Genomic DNA, 14,415 nt, shown 5'->3' on the forward strand with positions numbered 1-14,415 from the left:
GCTATAGCAAGTATGAGGACCTAGAGATTGACGCTGGGCCAGTGGTGAGCTACCCTCTTCTCCCGGTAGAGCCGTCGTATGCCTGATGGTGGAGGGTAAGGCGGCAGAGTGGGAAAGTTCAGTCAGTGACCGCTGTCGCAAGTCGTCGAAAGAGAAGGAGAAATTACTGCTATGGAAAAAGAGAAGAGTGCAGGCCAGTCCGAACCCCATGCTGAAGCTGCAGAGGCGGGACAGGGAGAGCGTCCAACGCTTGGGGCCACTATTCTGCAGGTTGAAGATGTGACACGCAGTCTGCCGCTTGGCCATGAGCGCATTGAGATTCTGCGGGGCATCAGCTTCAGTGTGCGGCAGGGAGAATTTGTCGCCATTGTGGGCCCGTCCGGGTCGGGCAAGAGCACCTTGCTGGGGATCATTGCAGGTCTGGACAATCCGACCAGTGGGCGGGTTATCATTGATGGCATCGATGTGACGCGTATGAGTGAAGGCAAGCTTGCCGCTGTACGTAATCAGAAAATCGGCATGGTCTTTCAGGCCTTTAACTTGATCCCTACCCTCACAGCCCAAGAAAACGTTGAGATCCCCCTTTACGTTGGCAAACACAAAGGCTCGCCCGCCGCTCGGGCCCGTGAACTGCTAGAGCTGGTCGGTCTCTCTCATCGCCTCAAGCATCGTCCAACGCAGCTCTCGGGCGGCGAGCAGCAGCGTGTCGCCATTGCGCGCGCGCTTGCAACGGACCCGCCGATTATCGTCGCTGATGAGCCAACTGGAAATCTGGATGCTGCCAATGGTGAAAAGCTGCTACAGCTGATCGCTTACTTGCGCCATACTACCGGTAAAACCTTTATTATTGCTACCCATGATGCCACAGTTGCCAGTCATGCTGATCGTGCTATTCGCATCGTTGATGGGCGCATCGCGGCCATTGAGGTGCTCCGGGGGGAGGCTGTTCACCCATGAAGGCCTCACTCTACTTTAAGTACGCCTGGCGTTCGCTGCTGAGGGGTGGTCAGCGCAGCGTGCTGGCTGTATTGTGCATCGCTGTGGGAGTGCTGGCCATCGTCTCGCTAGAGCTGGTTGGCCAGATGATCAATCTTGCCTTCACCAGCAATGTCCGCCAGGCCAACGGCGGCGATATTGCTGTCTCGACCTACGTTCACCCGTTCAATAGCACTGATCTGCTTTTCTTTGAGCGTCTCAAAAAGCAGGGGGAGATCGACGCCTACACTCCGGTAATCTCGCTGCGCGCTTCAACGCGCCTCTCTGCGAGCCTGGGGGATGCTTTCCAGGTGATCGTGATTGATCCGCAGACCTATCCGGTGGTTTCCCCTCCGACCTTTCTTCAGCCAACGGATGGCAGCTTCGCCCGCCTGGTCCGTGACCGGCAGGTCGTGGTCACCAAGAACTTTGCTGATCAATATCACTACCGCGTCGGCGATCGGCTAACCATCTACGCCAGCTCCAGTAGCTCTACGGGACGCTCTTTTCAGGTGACTATCGCCGGCATCATCGCGAATGAAGGCTTGGCGGCCATGGCCGGCAGTAGCGTGTATCTATCTGCTGCAACCTATCAGGCCGCTGCTCCCACCATGCCGCTTCTGTATGATCATGTCTATATATCGACAAATAACGATCAAGCTCGAACTGATCGTGTAGCCAAAGCGGTTCAGGATCAGTTCTATTATGCCACGGCGCAGACAGCGGCGGATGCGTTAAAGGCTGATCAGCAACAGGTGGACTTTATTCGCAAGTTTTTGGAGATTGCCGGCCTGCTGGCGCTGCTCATTGGGGGGGTAGGCATTGTACATACAATGCAGGTGCTGCTTTTGCGGCGGCGCACGGAGATCGCCATGCTGAAGACGGCCGGCTATCGGCGGCGCGATCTCTATCTGCTCTTCGGGCTAGAGGCTGGTCTGCTCGGCCTCATTGGGGGAGTAATCGGCTCGGTCATTGGCCTTGGTGTGAGCCTGTTGGTGCGTGGTCTGATTATGCGGCTCTTCCTGTTCAGCCTGCCAGTCAGCTTTGACCCGCTCATCCTTGGGGGAGGAGTGCTCATTGGTCTGGGAACGGCGCTCATTTTTGGGCTCATGCCGATTGTCCAGGCGGCCAATATTCGCCCGCTCAGCGTTATTCGGGATCTTCCGGAGGGCTTTCGTCCTGCGAGCTATGCCCTCACGCTGGGCCTACTCCTATTGCTCTCGCTGCTCTTCTGCGGCATGGCTATTGTGGTACTCAACAACGATGTCGTACTGGGCATCGGTGTTGTCTATGGAACCTTCATCTTTCTCGGGCTGCTCAGCCTCTTCTTTGTCCTGGCGGTCATCGTCATCAGTTTGCTGCCTGTACCGGAGCAGCTCAGTCTGGGTTTCCTGACTGTAATCCTGGTAGCTCTGGTCATTTCCGCGCTGATCACCTTTGTGCTGCCTGTCTTCGGTTCGCTACTCTTGTTGGCAACGGTGATCGGACTGACGACCGCCTTCTTGCCCGCTACCTGGAAGGCTAATATCAAGATGGCCCTGCGTAATATCGGGCGTCAGCGAGTGCGCACGACCACCACGATGCTGGCCTTGTTCGTCGGCATTTTCACGATCGGTCTGATTCTGATCCTGGGGCAGGACCTGCGCGATGCTATTAATAGCTCGTTGGCGCGCATTGTCTCTTTCAACATCATTGCGATCACTGATGATCAGCAGGCCAGACGACTAGAAGGTGAGTGGAACACTGTTCCTGGCCTACAGGAGCGGCAGCATCTGATTGTGACCTCCTGCCTGCCGCTGACCATCGATGGTGTGCCGTTGAAGACGCTGCTACAGCAGAACGGCAATGCAGGCTCTAACAACTTCGAAAGTCAGGTCGCTTTCTTTTACCTGGGGAGCCTGCAAGGGTACGATCTGGCGCAGGGGCAGATCCCTTCTCAGGGAGTGACCATCGTCAAGGGGCGCAATCTGAGTGCGGCTGATGCCAATAGCGATAGCGTACTGGTGCCTGAGGCTGCTCTTCAGTTTGGGGGACTTGAGGGTCATCTGCAGCTTGGTAGCAAGCTCACGCTGGCCAGCCAGGATGGCAAGCTGGTCCGCACAGTGACAGTGGTAGGGTTCTATCGCGTCCAGGGGGTCACCTCGACTGGCGCTTTGTTAGCTCCGCTGAATCTGGTGCGTGCTCTCAGTCCTGGGGGGCAGGCTACGAACATCTACTACCTGAAGATCGATCCTGCTCAGGTGGGCAAGGCTCTTGATCGCATGCAAGCCATTGCTGGGGCTATCTCGGTGACTAACCTGGCGAATCTGGGCGATTATGTGAACCAGTTTTTGAGTTACATCATCCTGACTCTGAGTGCCATCGCTTCGCTCTCCCTCTTTGCCGGGATTGTCATTATTGCCAATGCTGTGGGCCTGGCCATGCTGGAGCGGCGGCGCGAGCTAGGGATTCTCAAAGCGGTGGGCTATACCAGTCGTTCGATCCTGAGCGAAGTGCTGATAGAAAACGGGGGTGTAGCTGGCGTTGGGGCCTTCCTGGCCATGCTACTGGTCAGTCTGGCACTCAGCTTGCTAGGTCGCTTCGTCTTCAATGTCAGCCTGGGAGCCAATGAGATCATCATCCTGGCGCTCATTGTGGGAGCGGCGGTCCTGGCGATGGTTGTAGCGGCCCTCGTGGCCTGGGGAGCGGTACGTGTACGCCCGTTGGAAGTCCTGCGTTATGAGTAAGTGATACAGCGGCGCTGGTGGTCGATCACATGACTATGCAGGCAGCCGATTGAGCGACGCGAAGATGAGGTTCGGAGGCCGTCTTGTCATTTGTCTCCGTGCTCCTCATCTTCGCGTGTGTCGTGATGAGCTGGGAAGAACGCGCCGCGTGTGCTGCTCATACAGGCAGCAGAAGGAGCGGAATCTGCATCTCTGCCGGGGTTAAGCCACCGTGGTGTCCGTGGAAACGCATTTCAAAGCGTCCCTTTTCAAACCACCAGACGCTTTCCCCCTCATAGGGTAGGAGGACAACATTGCCTACCCGTTGCAGAAACCTCTCACTCGGGACTTCCCGTCCGAAGAAACGCTTGTCGATCAGTTCCTGGGTAGGGTAAACCTCTGCTCGCCCGGCCAGAAGGCGCTTGAGGAGAGCTAGCGCCTCATCTAGTGCTTCCTCTCTCACGTAGAGGAACATATCGCGAGCCGAGCCGGCGGCCACCAGCGGGCGGCCCTGGCGCGTTGTCCGTAGCAGCGGCACAAGTTCTGGCGCCTGCTGGTTGAGGTAGATAGTGGTTTCGGGATAAACGGGGACCATCCCATGATCAGCGGTGAGCACGAGGAGCGTTTCCTTGAGCTTCCCCTGCAATGGACGGTAGAAGCCGGTTTCCAGTGCTGTCCAGAACTGCTCAACTGCCTCTTCGAATTCCGAGGAATCGGGGCCAAAGCGGTGACCGGCAGCGTCGATTTGGTCAAAATAGAGCAGGTAATAGGCGGGGGTCGTCTTACTGGCCTCTGCGGAGAGCAGATGATCACGCAGCTCGTCAAGAGCTTGGGAGAGCGTATCGAAGGCGTGGACACTCGCTCCGCGAAACACTGCGTTGGAGAAGGTTGAAGGCGTATAAGAGCGATGCTGAAAAATCGTGCTGCGTACGCCGTAGGTACCCAGCGCTTCGTAGAATGTCTGCTGTGGGTAGAAGGCTGATGGCGGCAGGCCACACTGCATCAGTGTGTCGCGCGTCAATTCACCGGCGTAGGAGAAGAGCAGAGGAGCAATTACCTCATCGACCAGCGGCTCATAGTAGGTCCATTCATAGATGCCACTCTGGCCGACCTCGAGGCCGGTATGGATAGTCGTCGTATGGGCTGCGGTAGTCGAAGGAAACTGTGCAGTTAGAAGCGAGACCGTGCCTTCCTCAAAGGCCAGGCGTAGCAAGGGAAAGCGTTCGGCGTAACGCTGCAAGAAGCGCCAGCCGAAGCCATCGACGAAGAAAAGGATCACCTGCTGATAGCGCCGAGGCAGTGAGCCAAAGACGTCTATCGGCAGGCTATTGCTTCCCTCACCGGTGAGCAAGGTCAGGATCGTTGCGGGAAGATTAGCAAAACAATAGGAGTCGTAAAGCGGTTGGGTGAAGGCCTGGGAGAAGCGTGCCTTCTCAACGGCCTGCACGGAAGCTGTATTAAGCATGCTCAGTTCGCTTTCCAGGGGGAGGGTCAATGCTGCTCTGGTTTCATCATATAATAGAGTATACGCAAGCTTGCTTTCCAAAAGATAGAGTACATGCGCGCAGTCCGTTTCCGCTGCGAGGAAAGGATAAGGCAACCTATGGATTTCGAACTCGCCGAAGAGCACCGGCTGGCCTATGAAAGCGCTCTGCAGTTCGCGCTACGTGAAATCAAGCCTCTGACGCCCGAGCTGGAGCGCAGCGATGATTTCCCGCGCTGGCTTTGGCAGAAATTAGCGGCTCAGGGATATACCGGCATTGGTATCCCTGAGACTTATGGTGGTAGCGGAGGAGATTTCTTGATGGCGGCTCTCGTGGCGCGGGCTATTGGGCGGGCCAATGGGGGCATCGCTATGTCATTTGGAGCGCACCTGAACCTTTGTGCCCATAATATTTTGCGCAATGGAACTGAAGAGCAGAAGCAGCGCTATCTGCCAAAGCTGGCAGCAGCGGAGATGATCGGTGGGCTGGCCTTGACCGAGCCTGACGCTGGCTCTGATGCAATGGGTATCCGTACGACGGCACGTGCCGTTGACGGAGGCTTTGTCCTCAATGGTACCAAAGTCTTTATCACCAATGGCCCGATTGCCGATCTGCTCATTGTCTACGCTAAAACCAGGCCAGAGGCGGGTAGCCGTGGCATTACGGCCTTTCTCTTCGAGACCAAGACGCCGGGCTATCATGTGGCGCGCAAGATCGGAAAAGTCGGCATGCATGGCTCTCCTACTGGAGAGTTGGTCTTCGAGGAGGCTTTTGTGCCAGCAGAGAACGTGCTGGGCCAGGTCAATGAGGGCTACCGTGTGGTCATGAGTGGCCTCGATCTGGAGCGGGCTTTCTTCGCTGTCAGCATCGTCGGGGGGATTGAGGCGGCACTAGAGCTTTCGCTCAAATATGCTCGTGAGCGTCAGCAGTTTGGGCAGCCAATTGCTAACTTCCAGCTCATTCAGGCCAAGTTGGCTGACATGTATACTGATCTGGAAGCAGCTCGGTTGCTGGCTCATCGGGCTTTGTGGCTGGCCCAGCAGGGGAAGCGCGTCAGTAAGGAGGCGGCAGCGGCGCTGCTCTTTACAGCGCGTGCACAGTGGCGGGCGGCGAATGAGGCGCTGCAGATTCATGGCGGTTGGGGTTACACCACAGACTTCGAAGTTGAGCGTCTGTGGCGCGATGCTCGCCTGGCAGAGATCGGGGCGGGAACGACTGAGATCCGTCAGCTCATCATTGCGCGTGAATTGCTTGGGATGCGCTGACTCCCGCGGTAGAAGCGGCAGGGCTTTGGCTCTTGCCTGGCTCTGTTACTTCCTGACCGTACTGGCAAGGGCGGGCGCGAAGACCTCAGGAAGGAGCCTGGGGGGCGAAATCTCTTATTGGTCTGCTCGGCTTGCCAGGGGTACGGGCGTCAAGGCACCCGATGAGGGCCATGACTTTATGACAGCAGGCCATCTATGAAATCCTGCCCTCTCCTTTTGTGCGGTGCGAGCCGCCTGACCAGAGGCCGGGGGAAGCGAGCGTTCTTGCTGCTCTCTGGAAGCAGAGGTAAGTAAGCTAGAGTGGAAGCTGGTAGCTGGTCGCGGGGGCCATCTGTCTGGCTAGATGGGAACAACACGATATGCAGAAACATGGTTTGGTGCGTAAGCGAACGTTGACCACTGAGGATTTGCAGGAGATTGCGGCGCTGGCGGCCTTGTGTCGAGAGCGTGAGGGAATTGAGGTCCGTCTGCTCTGGGAAATGTTACGGGCCCGTTCAGGGCAGGTGACCAATGACTTTCTCTACTATGAGAATGGTCAGTTGCTTGGATATTTAGCACTCTATAGCTTCAATCCGCGTGAGACCGAGCTGACGGGTATGGTTCACCCGGATAGACGCCGCCAGGGCATCTTTTCGTTGCTTTTCCGCCTGGCTAATCAGGAGCTCAGGTATCGGGGTGTGCCGCGGATTCTCCTCTTTTTTGATCACAAGTCTCCTGGGGCCCAAGGCTTTGCGCGAGCAGTAAAGGCGCGCTATCGCAACTCTGAGTACCGAATGGTGCGCGCGTTGGAGAGTGCTCCGCCCCAGGTGAGAGCGCGGGACGAGGTCCGTATTCGCCCGGCGCGAGAAGAAGAAGCCCCATTGCTAACGCACATTACGGCGCGGGCCTTCGAGATGACTGAGGATCGGGCACTGTTAGCGGAGACAACGCGTGACATCACCAGTCCGCGACGGGTGACGCTAGTGACGGAGGTGGCTGGCGAGGTAGTTGGCTTGATCCGCTATATTGATGACGAGGAAGAGGCTTTCATCTATGGTTTCTGCATGTTGCCTGAGCACCAGGGCAAAGGCTATGGGCGCCAGACACTGGCCCGGACAATCGAGCATATCCTTCATCAACGTCCGCGCCGGATCGCCTTGGAGGTCGATACAACCAATGAAGGCGCCCTCTCACTCTATCGCTCCTGTGGCTTCGAGATCACTACGACTTTCGATTATTACGAAGTGCCAGTTAGCTAAGACTCACGGCGTCTCTCCGCTTGTTGGACAGGAGACGACAAAGACTATCGCTCCCCTTGGCTGAGTTGAATACCTATCTGCTTGCTGGTGGAGGCACTCCTCATCGATGCGCTGTAGCTGGCAAGCCAGCGCCTCTATATGACAGGAATAGGAGGGATAGCGTCAGCTCTTGATGGCGCTCCTCCCCCTGACTGATCCCTAGCCTACAAGCTGCCTGTCCTGGCTGCTCTCCTCTTCAGCTAGGGATGCTGATTGGCCTGGTTTGATCCTGGGCGAGGGCTAGAGATTGGCTGTGGTTGCGCAACTCTTTTTCGCCTATGGTTGTTATAGCAACTAGCAGCGCTGCGACGAGGAGGCTGGCGGCCTCGATACGATGCCGTTGGCCCAACCAGGCAAGGGCGGCTCCAGCTAGACGCCGCTTCACTCTGCGCTACCCTGCATCCTTTGAGCGCGTTAGGACAGTCCTTGTCTCGATTCAGGAGGTACTCGGTGATCTCTATCCTTGTTCTCGTTGTGTTGATCCTCCTCCTCGACCTGGCGGCCATGCGCTGGGGAGCGGATAGCCGTGATGGTCCTGACAGCCAGGAATGGCAGCGACGTGGCTCCTGGTTTCTCCCTGTCGACCACGCCAGTCCTTCAGGCCACGGGGGAGAAGCGACCTATCTCTACCTCTATCGTTGCTCTCCAGCGCAAGAGCAGTCGTCTTAGCAACCTCTTGTCTCGTCCTCATAATGAGATACCCACTTGCGGATACAGACCAGCAAGGATGGCCATGTGGAGACGCGAATCATTGCCGCGGTTCGCGTCTCCTAGACAGGAGGATTGAGATTGATCCTCTGTTGTCTCAGCCATTGCCAGCCGGCAGCACCTGCAATCAGTCCTAGTGATGTCAGGGGAAGCCAATAGACCAGGACATAGTAGGGTGTCCAATCGCGCTCATACATAAAAAAGTAAGCCAGCGGAGTCGCACAGGCAAAATACCAGGCGCAGAGCGCCGCCGACCTTTTCAGCATCGGGCTACTGCCACGGGGAGCGAGCAGCAACGCCGCCAGTGGGATGAAGACAGGCGTATACCAAGGAAAAATATGGGCCGACGCAGCGAACAAGGCGCTGATCAGCAACAGAGCAGCGGCCTCCCTTGACAGTTGATGCCTCCAACGCATCCAGAGCACGGTAAGCATTGATCCCCCGAGAATAGCACCAATGAGGCCCTCCTCCAACCAGTGAAGAAAAGTCGGATTCAAGGGTGTATGCAGCCCCAACCAGTGGCTCAATTGCTGGGGCAGGCCGGCATTTGGCGTATAGCTCCCCGCGTAGCTCTCAAAAGGACTCAGCAACTGGCCATGTCCCAAGATCAGGTATGGCAGGTAACCAGCAACTAACGTCATGCCCCAGACCAGCAGCAGGAGCCAGTCGCGACGGCGGGCGATTGCCAGCAGCAGCAGCGCAGGATAGAGACGGACCAGCGTAGCCATCCCCAGCAGGAAGCCGGTCATAGCTCGCCCGCAGCGAGTAGGGTCATCAGCTATCAGCAGAGTCAGAACCGTCAAAAGCACCGCTGGCGCATCGACATGACCCTGAATGGCAAATTCCACAATTGGCAGCGGACACCAGGCATAGAGCAGGCTGCGTCCTGTGTCCTGACCGCGTCGGCACAGTAGCCAGGCCAGAATGGCGCAGGTTAGCCAATCGCAGCCCACAAAGATCGCCTTGAGTACCGTTAAGTTGCTGGGGGCCAGCAAGTAGCTGATCAGGAAAAAGAACTGAGCGCCGGGCGGGTAGAGCGTCGGCACGTTGCGATAGCGGCTGTGGGCAAAGATGAAGTCGCGCAAATGGGAGAACTGCGGATCACCTGGAGCGTAGACATAGGGGCTGTAGCCGAGCAGAGTCACGCGTGCATCCCACAGATAACGCCAGGCATCTGGCGAGAGCACTGGGGAGATAGGCAGCAGCATCAGACGCAGCAACAGGGCCCCGCCCAGCAGCAGGCCAAGTTCGACAAAGCGCGCTCGACCTGAGAGGGGATGACTGACCAGTACGACCAGACAGGCCAGTAGATAAGGAAGGAAGGTTAGCAGCCAGCGCCAGACAAAAGCGTTGATCAGCGGGGCAGGGCTACTAGTATCAGGAGGGTTCAACAAAAGAGGTATTTGGAAAATAACTTGCAAGAGCAACAAGAAGGTTAGGAGGACAAGGCGCCGCTTGGAAGGCAGAGGTAACAGCGCTGGCCGGGGTCTCTCTAGTAGCTTGACCTCGCTAGCCAAGCGTATCATTGCCATCTCCCTGGGCAGAGATCGGATCAGATCAGGCAGCAGTTCTTACGAGCCACTGTCTCAACTATGATAGCACATGGTCTCTCTCTCTGCTCGCCGCTAGCTAGAAAATGGGAGCCTTGTCTAAACGGAAGAGCAGGGTGGTAGAGAGAGGGCAGCAAAGGCGCCGCTCGGAGTCAGGAGGGCAGGTCGGCGGCTACGAGGGCAGGGGGAGCGGCGAAAAGGCAGGACCGCCCGCCGGCCAAGCCAGCAGCGGCAGCCCTGCCCGCTAGGCACCGGCCAACTGTTAGACTGGTGCCCTGTCCTAGTCCGGTACCGAATAAAGGTGGCTCTTGTAGCTCTAGAGCAGACCGACACTCTTCAACCAGTTGGTCGCCACCTGTGTAATCGCCTGTGAACGTGGCGTACCGCTATTGACGGCCTGTGTTACCTGACGCTGCAGATCGATGCTGACCTGAGTAGTCAACTTGGGTGCCAGAGGATTTAGAGCTGTTGCAATGCCTGGAGCCTTCTTTAATGTGTCTTCACGCACAATGGGTGCGGGGTTATAGATGGGAAAAGCGTTCTTATCATCTTGTAGCAAGACGAAACCATTTTGGTCGATTAAGGCGCTCGTCGTATAGCAGACGTTCAGTTGCGCCTGGTTCTGCTTAACGGCATTAAAGGTCAGGGCCTCATCCATCACAATGACCTTCTTAAAATGGATGCCGTAGATCGACTCCATCGTCTGCAGAGGCTGCTGACCATCCGTTGGCGTGGCAACGGTAAGCTGTGAGGCTACTACGGCTGGGAGCTGGGAGAGCTTCGTAATCTGCAGAGGAGCAGCGGCCATCTTTGGGGCGCAAATTCCATAGGTATCATTTAGCGGTGCCACATCCAGCCAGACAATCTTATACTTGCTCTCAAAACCTTGCTTCACCAGCTCATAATCCTTCTGTGGATCGTGCGTCGTTTGCAGGCCCAGACGCTGCAGACCTGTTGCTGTGAATTCGGGATAGAGATCGATGGCGCCGCTAGTGATCGCGTTAAAGACCACGTCATTGGTGCCAAGAGCGGGCTTCTCGATTACTTTGAAACCGGCATGGCGTAGCAGGAGTGTATACATCTTTGTCAGTAACTGGGCCTCCACGTCCAGCTTACCGCCGACCGTCAGCGTGATCTGACTATTGGGTGAGGACCCACCGCCTGAACCAGAAGAGCCACCGCAGGCGGCCAAAGTCATTAAGATGACTCCCACTAGCGGCAATAGCAGCAGTGCACGCAAACGTACTAGCAGGGCAACAGAACGCATAAACTTTCTCCTTGTAAGCTCCAAACAAATAGGACAGGCTGACTCTACTCTCAGTATACCCATCAAACCAGAACAAAGGATTACACGGTGAGTGTAAAAGCAGAAAAGGCTGGTCTTCTCCTCTCTTTCCGAGATAGGCTTCAGGCCCGCGGGGCCTCACTCAAAGCCATCTCCTGAACGCGTAGGCCGGCAGGGGTCAGGGCGCGCTGGAGCCAGCCCATCAGCAGTTCAACCAGCATAGCCAGCACCGCCACAGGCAGAGCACCGGCCAGGATCTGGACCGTCTTAAACTCATAGAGGCCATTGATAATATACTCGCCATAGCCGCCAGCTCCGATAATCGCGGCCAGCGTAGCGGTCGCCACGATCTGGACTGCCGAGGTGCGCACACCAGCCGCCACAATCGGCAGCACCAGCGGCACCTGGATGCGCAGCAAAATCTGGCGCATATTGAGGCCCATGCCGCGCGCGGCATCGATGATGGCAGGCTCGATACTGCGAATGCCAGTGTAGGTATTCAGCAGAATCGGCGGGATACCAAGCAGTGTCAGGGCCACGACTGTTGGCTTAAAGCCTACTCCCAGATAAGGCAGAGCGGCGGCCAGAAAAGCAATAATGGGGATGGCGCGCATCAACCCGCTGAGATTCACAGCGATGAACGAGAGCAAGGGACTGCGGACCACGGCCACGCCTATAGTGATCCCGAGCAGAGTCGCCAGGATCACCGAGACAGCGCAGACTTGCAGGTAAGCGATCGTGTGATCCAGAAAGGCGTTGGCAGGGTCAAGTATGAACTGCCAGAGTTGGGCAAGCAAGATCAAAGCCTCCTCTCCTGAGAGTTTGTCATCAACATCTTGGACTAGGATACCAACGCCAACTGACGATGCCCGCGCTCCAGCAGGCGCTGCAGCAAAAGTAAGAACAAATCGGCTACAAGGGCGAAGAGCGCTAAGAGAATGGCCCCTGCCAGGATCGTGTCGTAGTCTCCAAGAGGGATGCTCTTAAAAATCAGGTCGCCTAAGCCGCCCTGGTCTACGAGCGAGGCCAGCGAGGCAATGCCGATGGTCGTGACGGTCGCCACGCGAATTCCTGCTATAATCACGGGCATGGCTAGCGGGAGTGTGACACGCCAGAGAATCTGCATCCGATTCAGACCCATCGCCCTCCCAACTTCGATCAGCAATGGATCAATGGAGCTAATCGCCGTGGAAATGTTGCGCACTAGCACAAGCTGGGCATAGAGTACCAGAGGGATGACGACTGTCGCCAGTGTTAGCTTAGTAATCGTGACAAGAATGCCGATGAGGGCCAGCCCTGGAATCGTATAGAGCAGACCCATGAGAGTAATGATGGGGAGACGTAGACGGCGATAGCGCACGATCAGCAAGGCCAGAGGAAAGGCAATGACGAGCGAGAGAAGCATGCTGATCGTCACGATTGTGAAATGCTGCAGCAGCAAATTAGGGATGCTGCTAGGATCTGAGAGATCGTAGCTTGATGGACTGGTCAAGTAACGCATAGACAACTCCATGCTAGGAAGCAATCACGACGCTGAAGGGGAACAAGGGAGATCCTGATCCGGGCCAGGGCTGGGCCGCTGGTGCCAACACACCAAAAAGCTTCCTGTAAGGAACCTGACACGTTGCTCAGGGTCTGTGCAGTGTTTCAAAGCGCCGGGCTAGTTGCTGCTTGCTCTTTGGGCCGGGCTCCGGTAATCACCTGGTTGATGGCGCTGAGCGTAATCCTGCCGATCGCAGCCTGACTTTGAGCATCGTAGACGGTCAGAGCCTGGGAGCCTGAAGCGATCAGGCTCATCAAAGCCTCTAGCAGCGTTGCCTCTGAGGAGCAAGCTGGCTGATTCTCAAGCCCACCTATGCTAGCATCTGTCATCATCGCGCTTGTGACCGGCAAGTATTGCAATTGACGCTGAATATTGTCAGAGCCAATCAGGCGACTCACGAACTCATTTGCCGGTTGCAGCAACAGGTCGACGGGAGAGCCGATCTGCATAAGACGGCCCTCAGAGAGGATCGCGATTTGATCTCCTAGCCGAAAAGCCTCCTCGACATCATGCGTGACGAACAAGATCGTTTTGCGCATTTCACGCTGGATACGCTGCAATTCATCCTGCAGATGGGCGCGGGTAATCGCATCCAGGGCGCCGAAAGGCTCATCCATCAGCAAGATCGCCGGATCAGCGGCCAGGGCGCGGGCCAGGCCAACACGTTGCTGCTGGCCTCCCGAAAGCTGGCGTGGGTAGCGTCTCCGGTATTCAGCCGGGTCCAGGCCCACCAAGGTGAGCAACTCATCGACGCGACTGGCCATGCGTGCCTTAGACCAGCCTGCGATTTCTGCGGTAATGCGCACATTCTCGGCAATCGTCATGTGGGGGAAGAGACCAACCTGTTGAATGACGTAGCCAATGCGTCGGCGTAGCTGGATGGGGTTTTCCTCTAGAATGTTGTGACCATCGATGGTAATGATACCGCTGCTTGGCTCAATCAGGCGATTCACCATGCGCAACAAGGTAGTTTTGCCCGAACCGGAAGTACCTAGCAGCATGCAGATCGAACCTTCGGCCACCTCAAAGCTGACTCGGTCGACGGCGGGCTTGCTGGCACCGCGGTAAAACTTGCTGACCTCGTGAAACGCAATTCTGGCCATGCAACACTCCTTCACTAGAGCACTAGTCTGTTGCTCTTTCCGACTGTTCCTTGGGTGCTCCTCTCTTCAGGCTTCGTTTCGGTTGTCAGACACTGACGGAGGCACCAGCGCCGCTGTGCCAGCTAGGCTTTCTTGCAGAAAGGTAGGCTGTGGCGCCGGATCAGCTCCCGGCAAGAAAGGAGGTGCGCATCTCCAGTCCTTTTATGGCTCTCTTGCCTGGACTGAGGCGAACCTCTTCATTATGGCATACGCTAACGCTCTGATGCAAGCTTGCAGGCTAGCAGCTTGAGCATGGCAGCAGCGGCAGCCTACCATAAAGACACGATGGAAATCCTTTTTGGGTGCAAGCCCAGGCGCCAGGGCACGGTAGTGGACGCTGCAACAAGGAAACGGCTATGGCGGGCAAGGGTTGGGTGGGAGCGTGCCAGCCCTTATTTCTGCCAAATTTTTGCTTTTTTCTTGATAGAAATCTGACAACTTCCCCATACTTTCTTGAATTTCTCGGCGTATGATCCTGGTG

Annotated in this window: 11 protein-coding genes; 5 read left to right on the top strand and 6 right to left on the bottom strand. The window is 56.6% G+C overall.

All coding sequences use genetic code 11. The features are described from left to right. The first annotated feature begins 171 nt into the window (after window positions 1-171). The gene (locus tag IRZ24_RS08420) at window positions 172-957 is read left to right on the top strand and encodes an ABC transporter ATP-binding protein (RefSeq protein WP_297162461.1); all 786 of its coding nucleotides are present in this window, start codon (window positions 172-174) and stop codon (window positions 955-957) included. Then, window positions 954-3,701 (top strand): FtsX-like permease family protein, encoded by a 2,748-nt coding sequence (locus IRZ24_RS08425; protein ID WP_297162464.1) that lies wholly within the window; start codon window positions 954-956, stop codon window positions 3,699-3,701. The genes IRZ24_RS08420 and IRZ24_RS08425 overlap by 4 nt, the downstream gene beginning before the upstream one ends. A gap of 157 nt (window positions 3,702-3,858) precedes the next feature. On the opposite strand, the gene IRZ24_RS08430 is transcribed toward IRZ24_RS08425, so the two are convergent. Continuing rightward, window positions 3,859-5,145, bottom strand: coding sequence for an alkaline phosphatase family protein (locus IRZ24_RS08430; protein WP_297162466.1), 1,287 nt, complete (start codon window positions 5,143-5,145; stop codon window positions 3,859-3,861). Between the two features lie 138 nt (window positions 5,146-5,283). Between IRZ24_RS08430 and IRZ24_RS08435 the strand changes: the two genes are divergently transcribed. From IRZ24_RS08435 to IRZ24_RS08445, 3 genes are all read left to right on the top strand, one after another. After that, entirely contained in the window at window positions 5,284-6,429 is a 1,146-nt protein-coding gene (locus IRZ24_RS08435; protein ID WP_297162469.1) for an acyl-CoA dehydrogenase family protein, read from the top strand. 359 nt (window positions 6,430-6,788) lie between these two features. Next, on the top strand, window positions 6,789-7,667 hold the full coding sequence (locus IRZ24_RS08440) for a GNAT family N-acetyltransferase (RefSeq protein ID WP_297162471.1): 879 nt from the start codon (window positions 6,789-6,791) through the stop codon (window positions 7,665-7,667). 489 nt (window positions 7,668-8,156) lie between these two features. Next, window positions 8,157-8,375, top strand: coding sequence for a hypothetical protein (locus IRZ24_RS08445; protein WP_297162474.1), 219 nt, complete (start codon window positions 8,157-8,159; stop codon window positions 8,373-8,375). A gap of 101 nt (window positions 8,376-8,476) precedes the next feature. Here IRZ24_RS08445 and IRZ24_RS08450 read toward each other — a convergent pair whose 3' ends face one another. The 5 genes from IRZ24_RS08450 to IRZ24_RS08470 all read right to left on the bottom strand — a co-directional run bounded on the left by IRZ24_RS08450 (window position 8,477) and on the right by IRZ24_RS08470 (window position 13,895). Further along, window positions 8,477-9,940: a glycosyltransferase 87 family protein gene (locus IRZ24_RS08450; RefSeq protein WP_297162477.1), complete on the bottom strand. Its 1,464-nt coding sequence runs from the start codon at window positions 9,938-9,940 to the stop codon at window positions 8,477-8,479. 340 nt (window positions 9,941-10,280) lie between these two features. After that, window positions 10,281-11,231: a glycine betaine ABC transporter substrate-binding protein gene (locus IRZ24_RS08455; protein WP_297162481.1), complete on the bottom strand. Its 951-nt coding sequence runs from the start codon at window positions 11,229-11,231 to the stop codon at window positions 10,281-10,283. Window positions 11,232-11,371: 140 nt separating this feature from the next. After that, the gene (locus tag IRZ24_RS08460; RefSeq protein ID WP_297162483.1) at window positions 11,372-12,046 is read right to left on the bottom strand and encodes an ABC transporter permease; all 675 of its coding nucleotides are present in this window, start codon (window positions 12,044-12,046) and stop codon (window positions 11,372-11,374) included. A 44-nt stretch (window positions 12,047-12,090) separates the two neighbouring features. Then, window positions 12,091-12,750 (bottom strand): ABC transporter permease, encoded by a 660-nt coding sequence (locus IRZ24_RS08465; RefSeq protein WP_297162486.1) that lies wholly within the window; start codon window positions 12,748-12,750, stop codon window positions 12,091-12,093. A 146-nt stretch (window positions 12,751-12,896) separates the two neighbouring features. Then, window positions 12,897-13,895: an ABC transporter ATP-binding protein gene (locus IRZ24_RS08470; protein WP_297162489.1), complete on the bottom strand. Its 999-nt coding sequence runs from the start codon at window positions 13,893-13,895 to the stop codon at window positions 12,897-12,899. Between the last annotated feature and the right edge of the window lie 520 nt (window positions 13,896-14,415).

The organism is Thermogemmatispora sp. (assembly GCF_019683755.1).
Lineage (GTDB): Bacteria > Chloroflexota > Ktedonobacteria > Ktedonobacterales > Ktedonobacteraceae > Thermogemmatispora.

Excerpts from the sequence above, each read along its gene's own strand:
- IRZ24_RS08450 (WP_297162477.1), bottom strand. The coding sequence starts at position 9,940 with ATGATACGCTTGGCTAGCGAGGTCAAGCTACTAGAGAGACCCCGGCCA.
- IRZ24_RS08420 (WP_297162461.1), top strand. The coding sequence starts at position 172 with ATGGAAAAAGAGAAGAGTGCAGGCCAGTCCGAACCCCATGCTGAAGCT.
- IRZ24_RS08470 (WP_297162489.1), bottom strand. The coding sequence starts at position 13,895 with ATGGCCAGAATTGCGTTTCACGAGGTCAGCAAGTTTTACCGCGGTGCC.
- IRZ24_RS08435 (WP_297162469.1), top strand. The coding sequence starts at position 5,284 with ATGGATTTCGAACTCGCCGAAGAGCACCGGCTGGCCTATGAAAGCGCT.
- IRZ24_RS08430 (WP_297162466.1), bottom strand. The coding sequence starts at position 5,145 with ATGCTTAATACAGCTTCCGTGCAGGCCGTTGAGAAGGCACGCTTCTCC.
- IRZ24_RS08425 (WP_297162464.1), top strand. The coding sequence starts at position 954 with ATGAAGGCCTCACTCTACTTTAAGTACGCCTGGCGTTCGCTGCTGAGG.
- IRZ24_RS08455 (WP_297162481.1), bottom strand. The coding sequence starts at position 11,231 with ATGCGTTCTGTTGCCCTGCTAGTACGTTTGCGTGCACTGCTGCTATTG.
- IRZ24_RS08465 (WP_297162486.1), bottom strand. The coding sequence starts at position 12,750 with ATGCGTTACTTGACCAGTCCATCAAGCTACGATCTCTCAGATCCTAGC.
- IRZ24_RS08440 (WP_297162471.1), top strand. The coding sequence starts at position 6,789 with ATGCAGAAACATGGTTTGGTGCGTAAGCGAACGTTGACCACTGAGGAT.